Here is an 11,734-nt window from a genome sequence, read left to right on the forward strand (position 1 = left end):
GGTTTCGAGGTGCGTCGTGCCGATGTGGCCGCGGTTGTCGGGATGGCTCCCCACTCTGGGGGTCGTGGTGCTCGTTGCCGCGTGCGGAGCGAGCGACGACGGCAACACGAGCGAGAATTTCGCCGGCACCGTCGACATCGGCGGGGGCCGGAACATCTATCTCGAGTGTGCGGGCACAGGCACACCGACCGTCGTGTTCGTGTCCGGTCTCCGGTTCGGTGCCGATCAGTGGACGACGACGGCCGACCCGGCCGCCACCTCGGCCTTCGACGGAGTCGGCGAGTTCACCCGAGTCTGCTCGTACGACCGGCCGGGGGTCGTGTTGGGCGGGGACGCATTGAGCCGCAGCGACCCGGTTCCGCAGCCGATCACCACCACGGACGCGGTCGCCGACCTCCAGTCGCTGCTGGGCGCCACGGGCGAGGCCGGCCCCGGCCCCTACGTGCTGGCCGCCCACTCCTACGGCGGTCAGATCGCGAGACTCTTCGCCGGCACCCATCCCGACGAGGTGGCGGGCATGGTGCTGATCGACGCGCAGTCGGAGGAGTTGCAGACCCTACTGCCCCCGGAGCAGTTCGAGGAGTTCCTGCGGCTCAACACCCCGCAGCAGGACAGTCTCGACGAGTACCCGGACCTCGAGCGTGTCGACTTCGTCCGCAGCTTCGACGAGATCCGCGCCGCCGAACCGATCCGGCCCCAGCCGCTCGTCGTCCTCTCCGCCGACCGCTCGGTGGCGCCACAGATCGCGGAGGGCATTGCGAACGGAAGCCTCCCCGCCGACATCGATCCCGGCTACGGCCCGGCCCTCGACGCCGTGCAGCCGAAGGCGCAGGCGGATCTGGCGCAACTCGTCCCGGGTGCCACGCATGTCACGAACACGAACAGTGGCCACAACATCAACATCGAGCAGCCGCAACTCGTCATCGACGGAGTCCGCGACGTCGTCGACGCCGTGCGCGACGGGCGCACCGAGCCCTGACCGTCGCGCGCGGCTCGGCCTGCGGAATGCGGTCGCCTCGACGTGGGAGACTGGACCGGTGAGGTTGTATCGAGACAATGCGGTGGTCCTGCGCCAGCACAAGCTGGGCGAGGCCGACCGTATCGTCACACTCCTCACCCGGCAGCACGGTCTGGTGCGCGCGGTCGCCAAGGGGGTGCGCCGCACGAAGTCCAAGTTCGGTGCCCGGCTCGAGCCGTTCGCGCACATCGACGTGCAGCTCTACCCGGGCCGCAACCTCGACATCGTCACCCAGGTCCAGACGGTCGACGCGTTCGCGACCGACATCGTCGACGACTACTCCCGGTACACCACGGCGTGCGCGATCCTCGAGACCGCCGAACGTCTCGCCGGTGAGGAACGGGCCCCGGCGCCGCAACTGCATCGCCTGACGGTGGGAGCGCTGCGGGCCGTCGCCGAGCACCACCGCCCCTGCGAGCTGATCCTCGACGCCTTCCTGTTGCGGGCCATGGGTTTTGCGGGGTGGGCCCCCGCCCTCGACGACTGCGCGCGGTGCAGCGCACCCGGACCGCACCGGGCATTCCACGTGGCCGCCGGGGGAGCGGTGTGCGTCCATTGCCGGCCGCCGGGCGCCGCCACCCCGTCGCCGGGTGTCCTCGACCTGATGGATGCGCTGATCCGCGGCGACTGGGCGAGCACGGAGCAGGTGCCCGAGTCGTTGCGGGGGCAGGCCAGTGGTCTCGTCGCGGCGCATCTGCAGTGGCACCTCGAACGGCAACTCCGCACCCTCCCGCTGATCGAACGCGCACGGCCGCATGCGGCGGTAGGGGTTGAGGATTCGGTCAGGCAGGATGGGGACCGTGATTCGACGACGCGAACCTCGAGCCCCGCATAGTTCCGGGGCCGAGCGCCAGATCCGGCCGCCGGACCCGCACCCCTCGGGCGCCCGCCCGCCGGGCCTGCAACCCGAACTCGTGCCCCGGCACATCGCGCTGGTGATGGACGGCAACGGCCGTTGGGCGCAGGAGCGGGGGCTGCCCCGGACCGCGGGCCACGAACGCGGCGAAGCCGTGTTGATGGACGCCGTCTGCGGGTGCATCGAGATGGGCGTCGAATGGTTGTCGGCGTACGCGTTCTCCACCGAGAACTGGAAGCGCAGCCCCGAGGAGGTCCGCTTCCTGATGGGGTTCAACCGCGACGTGATCCGGCGTCGCCGCGACGAGATGCACGAGATGGGGGTGCGCGTGCGGTGGGCGGGACGCCGGCCCAAGCTGTGGCGCAGCGTCATCAAGGAACTCGAAATCGCCGAGGAGCTCACGAAGCACAACACTGTCATGAACCTGACCATGTGCGTCAACTACGGCGGGCGCGCGGAGATCGCGGACGCGGCGAAGGAGATCGGCAGGCGGGTCGCGGCGGGACAGCTCGACCCGGAGAAGATCACCGAGGCGACCGTGGCCCGGTACCTCGACGAGCCGGACATGCCGGACGTCGACCTGTTCCTCCGGCCGTCCGGCGAGCAGCGCACGTCCAACTTCCTGATCTGGCAGTCGGCCTACGCCGAGATGGTGTACCAGGAGAAGCTGTTTCCCGATTTCGACCGCAGGGACCTGTGGGCGGCGTGTGTCGAGTACGCGTCGCGTGACCGTCGGTTCGGTGGGGTGAAATGACCGTCGACGGGGCGCCCGCGCTGCTCGGGCGGGCGGCGGACGCGCTCGAGCACTTCGCCACCGTCGCCCGGGCGGACGACGGCTCGCTGAGCTTCGAGTATGCCGGGGCGCTGTGCTCGATCAGTGCGATGACTCTCACCGAGGGTCTCGATGTGCTGTCGATGACGTGCGTGCTGGCCTGGGATCGTCCGGTCAGCGCGTCGCTGCACAAGAAGGTCGCGGAACGGAACAGCGCACTGCAGTTCGGTTCGATCGCGGTGTTCGGTCACGGCCGGCTCGCGGACGTCATCCTGCGCTACACGTTCCCCGCCGCCGGGCTCGCGGACGAGGCATTGACCACGATGCTGCTTCTCGTGCTGAGCGGCGCGGACACCGCCCGGCAGGGCCTGATCCCCTGACGCTCACTGCGTCGCGGTGCAGTCCTTGCAGAGGCCGAAGATCTCGATGGTGTGGCTGACGTCGGAGAAGGCGTGGGCGTCGGCGATCGACTGCGACCACTGCTCGACAGTGGGCCCCTCGACCTCGACGGTGTAGCCGCAGGCACGGCAGACGAGGTGATGGTGATGTCCGGACGAGCAGCGCCGGTACACGGATTCGCCGGTGTCGGTGCGCAGGACGTCGACCGTTCCGGCGTCGGCGAGCGTCTGCAGGGTGCGGTAGACGGTGGTCAGCCCGATGCCTTCGCCGCGCTTGCGGAGTTCGTCGTGCAGTTCCTGCGCCGACCGGAACTCCTCGATGTCGTCGAGGAGCGCGGAGATGGCGCTGCGCTGCTTGGTCGCGCGTACTCCCACGACGACGGGCTTGCGCTGGCCGGTGTTCTGGGTCAAGGCTTCTATCCTTCCTCGGCGTGCGCGACGGCGTCCACGACGATGTGGGCGAGGTGGTCGTCCACCAGGCGGTAGAGGACCTCACGTCCGGTGCGTTCGCCGCGCACGACACCCGCAGCCTTGAGTACGCGAAGATGCTGGCTGATCAGTGGCTGCGTCACTCCGAGTGCGCCGACGAGTTCGTGCACGCACCGTTCCGATTCGCGGAGTTGGAGGACGATCGCGATCCGGACGGGGGCTGCGAGGGCGCGCAGGATGTCGCCGGCCGCCGCAAGGGTCTCCTTCGACGGCACGGGAGCGGGCGCCGCCGCCTCGAACGGATGCAGATCCCCGGGATCGATGACGCTCACCAGTGATCTCCTTCGGTGTGCCGGACAATGGACGGGACCGTGGCCGCGAGGCCGTCGGCCCCGGGAGGATCACCCTCACCTTATTGCAAATCGATTCCATTTTGATATGCACGAATACGCATGTCAACCGGGTGGGTGAACCGACTGCGATCGGGCAGATAGGCTGGGCTCCGAAAAGCGCACGTGAACCATGCATCTATTACCCAGATGGAGAGCACCCGAGTGGCACCGAAGTCCAAAGTCGAAACCGTCGTCAATCTCGCCAAGCGTCGTGGCCTGGTCTACCCGTGCGGTGAGATCTACGGAGGCACGAAGTCGGCCTGGGATTACGGCCCCTTGGGCGTCGAGCTCAAGGAGAACATCAAGAAGCAGTGGTGGCGCAACATGGTCACCAGCCGCGAGGACGTCGTCGGCCTCGACTCCTCGGTCATCCTGCCGCGCGAGGTGTGGGTGGCGTCCGGTCACGTCGGCGTGTTCAACGACCCGCTGGTCGAGTGCCTCAACTGTCACAAGCGCCACCGGCAGGACCACCTGCAGGAGGCGTACGCGGAGAAGAAGGGCCTCGACAACCCGGACGACGTCCCGATGGACGTCGTCGGCTGCCCCGACTGCGGCACGGTCGGTCAGTGGACCGAGCCCCGCGACTTCAACATGATGCTCAAGACGTACCTCGGCCCGGTCGAGAGCGAAGAGGGCATGCATTACCTTCGCCCGGAGACCGCGCAGGGCATCTTCGTGAACTTCGCGAATGTCCTCACCACGTCGCGCAAGAAGCCGCCGTTCGGCATCGGCCAGATCGGCAAGAGCTTCCGCAACGAGATCACGCCCGGAAACTTCATCTTCCGCACCCGCGAGTTCGAGCAGATGGAGATGGAATTCTTCGTCAAGCCCGGCGAGGACGAGGAGTGGCACCAATACTGGATCGACTACCGCATGGACTGGTACACCGGGCTCGGCATCAACAAGGACAACCTGCGCCTGTACGAGCACGCACAGGACAAGCTGTCGCACTACTCCAAGCGCACCGTCGACATCGAGTACCGCTTCCACTTCCAGGGCAGCGAGTGGGGCGAGCTCGAGGGTGTGGCCAACCGCACCGACTTCGACCTGTCGACCCACTCGAAGCACTCGGGCACCGACCTCAACTACTACGACCAGGCCACCGGTGAGCGGTACACGCCGTACGTCATCGAGCCGGCGGCCGGTCTCACGCGTTCGCTGATGGCGTTCCTCGTCGACGCGTACACCGAGGACGAGGCGCCGAACGCGAAGGGCGGCGTCGACAAGCGGACCGTGCTGCGTCTGGACCGTCGTCTCGCCCCGGTGAAGGCCGCGGTCCTGCCGCTGTCGCGTAACGCGGACCTGACGCCGAAGGCGAAGGATCTCGCGGCGACGCTGCGTCAGCACTGGAACGTCGAGTTCGACGACGCCGGCGCGATCGGCCGCCGCTACCGCCGTCAGGACGAGATCGGCACCCCGTTCTGCATCACCGTGGATTTCGACACGCTCGAGGACCATGCTGTGACCGTCCGTGAGCGTGACTCCATGGCTCAGGAGCGGGTCGCGCTCGACCAGGTCGAGGGCTACCTGGCGCAGCGCCTCATCGGTTCCTGATCCACCGTCACCTGCGCGCGCCGCAGGTGACGGTCAGATAGTTCGTCAGGATTCGCCGGTTCTCCTCGGACACCGGGATGCGCGAGTATTCCGGTGCCGAGGAGCCGACGGCGATCCACAGCGGAAAGACGAAGGGCTTCTTCGCTTCCGCGAGGGCGTGGGGATCGCAGCGCGCCGCATCGATCGTGATGTCGACGCTCAGCCGGTCCTCGTCCGCCCGCATGGTGGCGGGCAGCGCGCCGTTCAGCGCGTACAGGACGCTGCCGCCGATCTCGTCCACCCGGACGTCACCCGACGCCGTTCCCCGGCTCACGACGAGCTGTGCGGGGAGGGGCGCGGTCGGCTCGGGCGGAGCCGCCGCCGGAATCAGTGTCACCGGTACGGCCCGCGCCAGATCCTGTGCGGCGCAGTCGCCGTCGTGAATCCGGCCGAGGACGTCGTACGGGGCGGCGAGTGGCACCCGCACGGGTGACACGCTCGGATCGGCGACACCGATCAGGGCGTACGCCGGCTCCGGGGGCGTGTCGCAGCGGACCACGCCGTATTCGGCCTCGACGTCGATCCGGTTGCCGGGGCCGAGTTCGACCTCGCGTCGGGTCGCGGGCGCAGCCTCGAAGCCGGGACTGTCCAACGCCACGGACGTCACGGCGACGGGTGCGTCGCCGGTGTTCGCTATCCGCACGTGAATCCGGCCGCCCGCCGCGTCGTCCTCCCGGCTGCGGTAGGCCTCCGCCGACAGGGGGCTCGCCGGTGCGTCCGCGGTCCGGTCGTCGCCTGCACAGCTCGACAGGACGCCGCCGGCGGTGGCCGCGACGCAGGCGAGTACGACCGAGACTCGGGAAGCCGTCAGAATCGGCCGCCCCCACTGATCCGGCCGGAGCTGCTCGGCCCGCCGAAGGACCGCGGACCGCTGCTGCGGCCGCCGCCGGAGCCCCGGCTTCCCCAGTTGCCGCCGCCGCTGAACCCGCCGCGCAGGATGCTGTCGATCAGGATGCCGCCGAGGATCGCTCCGGTGGCATTCCCGCCACCGCCACCGCTTCCGGGCCCGGGGCGCTGGCGGGACTCCCAGCGGCTCACGTCGTTCTGCGCCAGGCGCAGTGCGTCGGCTGCCAGCCCGGCCGCGGCCTGAGCGTGCTGAAGCGCGCGCGAGGGGTCGGTGGGGCGCAGTTGCTGTGCGCCCGCCAGGTGCCGCTGCGCCTCGGTGAGGCGGGTCCGGGCGTCCGCTCCCACCGCGCCGCGCCGGGTGCCGATGAAGTCCGACGCCGCCGTGACCTGCGACTGGGCGGCTGTGAGGTCCTGCTCGAGACGCTGCTGTGCACGCTCGGCCTGCTGCCGGGATTCCTGCGCCTCGGCGAGGACGGCGTCGAGTTCCGCGTCTGCCTTGACGATCTGAGTGAAGCTGCCGAGCGGGTCGGTGTCCGCGGCGGTCCGGGCCGCCGCCAGCGCTGTCTCGGCCGCGGCGCGGGCCGACGCGAGCCGGTCCCCGCCCTGCTCGGTGAACTGGGCCGCGGCCGCGATCCCGGCCTCCACGTCGGTGATCGCGGCCGGCAGCGTGGCGATGGCGTGCCGGATGTCCTCCGCGGCGTGGTCGACGGCGTCGAGCAGCGTCCGGGCCTGTTCGAGGGCGCCCTCGGCTCCGCGGATCGCCGACACGGCCGGCCCCTGCTTTCCGGGCGGCAGCGTGATCGCGTCCCGGCCGTCGGCCACGGCCCGTTCCGCGAACGCGAGCCGCTCCTCCGCCATCGTCACGTTGTGGGCGACGGAAGCGAGTGCGGCGGCGGGAAATTCGGTCTGCAGGGTGGCGAGAGTCTGCGTGGAATCGGGGATGCGCACGGTCAGCGCGACCATGTCCCGGGTGAGCGCGTCGAGTCGGTCGGGGGCGTTGATCAGCAGGTCCCGGAGCCCGTCGAACTCCTGCACCCTCTCGTTGAGTTCGCGGTCGGCGCGCCCGCACGAGGTGATGACGTCGATGAGCATCTCCCGCTGCTGTTGCGGGGTCTCGGGAATCGCGTCGTCGAGTCGCTGACGGACGGTGAACGCGGCCGCGAGTGTCGACTTCGCCTTGTCGAACGCCGCCGTGAACGACGCCGTGGCCTGCTCGCCGAATTCGCCGCGGGCCAGTTCGAGTTCCTCCTGGCTCGTGCGCAGCGCGTCGTCGGTCTCGACGAGCACCTCCTTGGCGCGCTCGTCCAGGGTCGGCAGCGGGAGTGCCGTCAGCGCGGTCGTGTCCTCGGGGCTGATGCTGCGCGCCGCCTCGACCCCGGCCCGGGTGCGGTCGTGCTTCTTCTTCCGCGAATACAGCACGACCCCGCCCGCACCCACGACGACCACACCGCCGCCGATCAGCAGAGTGCGCACCGACATTCCCTCGCCCGGAGTCATCGCGTCGCCCAGCCCGCCCGCCGCGGCGATCGCGCCCCCGGCCCAGTCCTCCTCGCGCAGAGCGGGTTCCACCGCATCCACCCGGATCGACTCGGCCTCGTCGCTGGTGATCTCCGACAGCCCGTCCGGCGCGATGAGGGCGTACTCGCGGTCGACCGTCGCGACCGCGAGCAGGGCGTCGCGGTCGCCGAGCGAGGAGGCCTGCGCCGTCTGATCCGCCCACGGACCGGCGCCGAGCCCGTTGAAGTCGGGCACGTACACCACCCACAACCGCACCTTGTGCTCGTCGTACAGCTGGTCGATCGCGGCCTGGACGTCGCTCTGCTGGTCGGCGTCGAGCACGCCGACGGTGTCCGTGATCTGACCGGGAAGACGGAACGGTGCGTCCGCCGAGGCGATCGCAGGAGAGAACAGGATCGCCACGAGAGTCAGGAGCGCGGAGACGGCGCCGAGGGCGGCGAACCGCCGAGCGCGGGGAAGTCGGGGGCGGGACGACGGCGTCTGCTCGAGGCGCGGTGCGAGTGGCATGGCAGCAAATCTATCGGGTGTGGCGAGTCGTCATCGGGACAGTTCGGCGACAGCTGGCAGAATCAGGGAGTGAATTCTGCACCGAGCCGTGAACGCCACGACCTCCCGCGCCGTCCCGCGCGCCTGGGGTTCGCCGGCACGCTGGCCCGGTGGACCCGCCGGATCATCGCCGGCGTGGTCCTCCTCGCCGCCGCGCTGGTGCTCGGCACCGCGGTCAGGGTGTGGCAGGTCGCGCGGATCGACGACACGTCCGCCGCCGACGCGATCGTCGTGCTCGGCGCCGCCCAGTACTCGGGAACCCCGTCGTCGGTGTTCGAGGCCCGGCTCGAGCAGGCGTACAAGCTGTACGAGCGTGGGGTGGCCCCCGAGGTCATCACGGTCGGCGGCAAGCAGGAGGGCGACGAGTACACCGAGGCCGCGTCCGGCAAGAACTACCTGATCTCGCGCGGCGTCCCCGCCGACAGCATCACCGCGGTCGAGGAGGGCTCCGACACCCTGCTCAGCATCGAGGCGGTGAGTGAGGCGATGGGGGAGCAGGGCATCGATTCGGCGGTTCTCGTCAGCGACCCCTGGCATTCGCTGCGGACCCGGACGATGGCACGCGACGCCGGACTCGACGCCTGGACGGCTCCCACCCGGCAGGGGCCCGCCGTGTTCACCCGCGAATCCCAGTTGCACGGAATCGCCCGGGAGACAGGGGCGTTGATCTGGTACCAGCTCACCCACTTCTCGGCCGACTTCCCCTACACGGCGGGACAGTAGACATTCGATGACAGCACACACGACACCACTCGGCGACGTGTACTCCGCGCACGACGTCGCCCGCCGGGTCCGCGAGGCACCGAAACGGGCGGGGATCCCGGGCAGCCAGATCGCCGCCGCGCAACACCGCTCCGTCTTCTCCCGCGACCGCGCCCGCGTCCAGCACTCGGCTGCCCTCCGCAGACTCGCGGACAAGACGCAGGTGGTGGGCCCCCGGGACGGTGACACTCCGCGGACGCGGTTGACGCACTCGATCGAGGTGGCGCAGATCGGCCGCGGGATCGCCGACGGTCTCGGCTGCGATCCCGATCTGGTCGACCTCGCCGGCCTCGCACACGACATCGGTCACCCGCCGTACGGTCACAACGGGGAGAAGGCCCTCGACGAGGTCGCGGAAAGCTGCGGCGGGTTCGAGGGCAACGCCCAGAATCTGCGCATCCTCACGAGCCTCGAACCGAAGGTGCTCTACCCCGACGGAAGCAGTGCCGGGCTCAACCTGACCCGCGCGTCGCTGGACGCGGCGATCAAATACCCGTGGACCCGGCCCCGCCCCGGCGCGAAGTTCGGGGCCTACGACGACGACGCCGACGTGCTCGCGTGGATCCGGGAGGGCGCCCCCGACGGCCACCAGTGCCTCGAGGCGCAGGTCATGGATTGGGCCGACGACGTCGCCTACTCCGTGCACGACGTCGAGGACGGCGTGATCGACGGACGCATCGATCTGCGTTCGCTGGCCGACCCGGTGGATCAGCGGGCACTCGCCGAGTTCGGTGCGTCGGAGTTCCCGGGACTCGACGTCGAGGAACTCGTCGAGGCCGCGACGCGGTTGAGTCTTCTGCCCGTCGTCGTCGAGGTGGGCAGCTACGACGGCACGCTCACCAGTTCGGTCGCCCTGAAGAACCTCACCAGCGAACTCGTCGGCCGGTTCGCGACCGCCGCGATCATCGGGACCCGCGACGTCCACGGCGACAAGCCGGTCGCCCGGTACGACGCCGACCTGGTGGTCCCGCCGGTGGTCGCGGCGGAGGTGGCACTGCTCAAGACGTTCGCCCTGAACTACGTGATGTCGGATGCCGGCCACCGGGCGCGGCAGGCACGCCAGCGTGACCGCGTCCACCGCGTCGCCGAATGGCTGCTCGCGACCGCACCCGCCGGTCTCGACCCCATCCTGGTTCCCGCCTGGAACGCCGCGGCCGACGACCCCGCACGGGTCCGGGTCGTCGTCGACCAGATTGCCTCCTACACCGAGAGCAGGCTCGAACGCGTCGACAAGTCCAGTCTGGGAGCCCAGGCGAGCTGGGGCTGACAAAGTCGGAAGTCGGACCCGTCCGCCCGGCGCGGTGCTACGAATAGGTCTACAGACAGCTCGCCCCCCAATGGTCAGGGAGACCGGATGAAGTCTGCAGTGCGCAAGATCATCGGTTCGACGTCCGCAGCGCTGGCGGTGGCGGTCGGTGCCGCCCTGCTTGCCCCACCCGCGGCGCAGGCCGCGCCCGCGTACCCGTTCGCGGACCCCGACCCGTTCTACGGTGCGCCCGCCGACGTCGGGGCACGCGCCGACGGCGACGTGCTGGCGAGCCGACCGGTCGCCGCCACGGGTTTCCCCACCGCCGACGCCTGGCAGGTGAAGTACAAGTCGACCAACTCCGCCGGAGCGCCCATCGCCGCGGTCACCACGGTGCTGGTACCCCGCGGCGCTCCCGCGAACCGGCCGCTCGTGTCCTATCAGCCGTTCGTCAACGCGCTCGGGCTGGAGTGCGCGCCGTCGCATCAGCTGTTCAACGGCGGAATCCAGGAGGGGCCCGCCCTCAACGCCCTGCTCGCGCGGGGCTGGGCCGTCGCCGTGCCCGACCACCTCGGACCGACCAGCGCGTACGGGGCCGCGAAACTCGGCGGCAGGCTCGTCCTCGACGGCATCCGCGCCGCGCAGCGGCTCCCGGAGGCCGGTCTCGGGGGCAGTCCGATCGGGCTGGCGGGCTACTCGGGTGGCGCCATGGCGACCAACTGGGCTGCGGCGCTCGCACCCACCTACGCCCCGGAACTGAACATCGTGGGCGCCGCCCAGGGCGGCACCCCGGTCAACATCGGTGAACTGGCCGACCGTCTGGGCGGCACCCGCACGCAGGCGTTCGGGCTGGGGTTCGCGGCCGCCATCGGGCTCGAGCGTGAATACCCGACGCGTTCACCGCTCGGGGACGGCCTCAACGGCGACGGACTCGCCCTGCGGGCGCAGATGAGCAACATGTGCACCGATTCGATCCTCGGTGCCGGTGCGGGGAAGTCGCTGCCCGACCTGACCAACGGTCCCGGCATTCTCGCCGACCCGTCCGGCCGCGCGGTGATGGACGAGAACAGCGTCGAACTGTATCCGGGAGTCCCGAGGACGCCGATGTTCGTCTGGCACGGCAGCGCGGACCCCCTCGTCGCGATCGGGCCGGTGCAGAACACCGTCGCCCGGTACTGCTCACAGGGTGCGCGAGTGCAGTTCGACGTGATCCCGGGCGCCGACCACGGCACCGCCACCATGCTCGGTGCCGGCCCCGCATTCGGCTATCTCGGCGACCGATTCGCCGGGATTCCCGCCCCGTCGAACTGCTGACCTGGAGGGGGGAGTTCGGGCTCCGGCGGAGCGCCTAGACTGTC

General features: G+C 70.1%; 12 protein-coding genes. 8 read left to right on the forward strand and 4 right to left on the reverse strand.

All coding sequences use genetic code 11. From position 1 onward, the window contains the following. Positions 1-22: 22 nt before the first annotated feature. From WKC72_RS16895 to WKC72_RS16910, 4 genes are read left to right on the forward strand one after another with little or no spacing between them, the layout of a single operon-like run. Positions 23-979: an alpha/beta fold hydrolase gene (locus WKC72_RS16895; RefSeq protein WP_370184380.1), complete on the forward strand. Its 957-nt coding sequence runs from the start codon at positions 23-25 to the stop codon at positions 977-979. 58 nt (positions 980-1,037) lie between these two features. Then, complete coding sequence (gene recO, locus WKC72_RS16900) at positions 1,038-1,853, forward strand: DNA repair protein RecO (RefSeq protein ID WP_037226495.1); 816 nt, start codon at positions 1,038-1,040, stop codon at positions 1,851-1,853. Beyond that, positions 1,819-2,628, forward strand: coding sequence for an isoprenyl transferase (locus WKC72_RS16905; RefSeq protein WP_037226677.1), 810 nt, complete (start codon positions 1,819-1,821; stop codon positions 2,626-2,628). The genes recO and WKC72_RS16905 overlap by 35 nt, the downstream gene beginning before the upstream one ends. Then, positions 2,625-3,026 (forward strand): hypothetical protein, encoded by a 402-nt coding sequence (locus WKC72_RS16910; protein ID WP_037226498.1) that lies wholly within the window; start codon positions 2,625-2,627, stop codon positions 3,024-3,026. Before WKC72_RS16905 ends, WKC72_RS16910 begins: the two co-directional genes overlap by 4 nt. A gap of 3 nt (positions 3,027-3,029) precedes the next feature. Here the strand turns inward: WKC72_RS16910 and WKC72_RS16915 are convergent, their stop codons facing one another. Together WKC72_RS16915 and WKC72_RS16920 are read right to left on the reverse strand one after the other, a co-directional pair. Next, on the reverse strand, positions 3,030-3,455 hold the full coding sequence (locus WKC72_RS16915) for a Fur family transcriptional regulator (protein ID WP_037226499.1): 426 nt from the start codon (positions 3,453-3,455) through the stop codon (positions 3,030-3,032). A gap of 5 nt (positions 3,456-3,460) precedes the next feature. Then, complete coding sequence (locus WKC72_RS16920; protein WP_016879990.1) at positions 3,461-3,805, reverse strand: helix-turn-helix transcriptional regulator; 345 nt, start codon at positions 3,803-3,805, stop codon at positions 3,461-3,463. 222 nt (positions 3,806-4,027) lie between these two features. On the opposite strand from WKC72_RS16920, the gene WKC72_RS16925 reads away from it, so the two are divergent. Beyond that, a complete protein-coding gene (locus tag WKC72_RS16925) occupies positions 4,028-5,419 on the forward strand; it encodes a glycine--tRNA ligase (protein ID WP_005247885.1) in 1,392 nt (463 codons plus the stop codon). 7 nt (positions 5,420-5,426) lie between these two features. Here WKC72_RS16925 and WKC72_RS16930 read toward each other — a convergent pair whose 3' ends face one another. Continuing rightward, entirely contained in the window at positions 5,427-6,101 is a 675-nt protein-coding gene (locus tag WKC72_RS16930) for a hypothetical protein (protein WP_370183522.1), read from the reverse strand. A 164-nt stretch (positions 6,102-6,265) separates the two neighbouring features. After that, positions 6,266-8,329: a TPM domain-containing protein gene (locus WKC72_RS16935; protein ID WP_370183524.1), complete on the reverse strand. Its 2,064-nt coding sequence runs from the start codon at positions 8,327-8,329 to the stop codon at positions 6,266-6,268. 69 nt (positions 8,330-8,398) lie between these two features. Between WKC72_RS16935 and WKC72_RS16940 the strand changes: the two genes are divergently transcribed. The 3 genes from WKC72_RS16940 (at position 8,399) to WKC72_RS16950 (ending at position 11,690) form a co-directional block, all read left to right on the forward strand. Then, positions 8,399-9,091, forward strand: coding sequence for a YdcF family protein (locus tag WKC72_RS16940; RefSeq protein ID WP_005247872.1), 693 nt, complete (start codon positions 8,399-8,401; stop codon positions 9,089-9,091). Between the two features lie 7 nt (positions 9,092-9,098). Next, complete coding sequence (locus WKC72_RS16945) at positions 9,099-10,397, forward strand: deoxyguanosinetriphosphate triphosphohydrolase (RefSeq protein ID WP_005261214.1); 1,299 nt, start codon at positions 9,099-9,101, stop codon at positions 10,395-10,397. A gap of 87 nt (positions 10,398-10,484) precedes the next feature. Next, positions 10,485-11,690 (forward strand): lipase family protein, encoded by a 1,206-nt coding sequence (locus WKC72_RS16950; protein ID WP_037226502.1) that lies wholly within the window; start codon positions 10,485-10,487, stop codon positions 11,688-11,690. Positions 11,691-11,734: the final 44 nt, after the last annotated feature.

It is taken from the genome of Rhodococcus wratislaviensis, assembly GCF_041228765.1.
GTDB classification, from domain to species: Bacteria; Actinomycetota; Actinomycetes; order Mycobacteriales; family Mycobacteriaceae; genus Rhodococcus_F; species Rhodococcus_F wratislaviensis.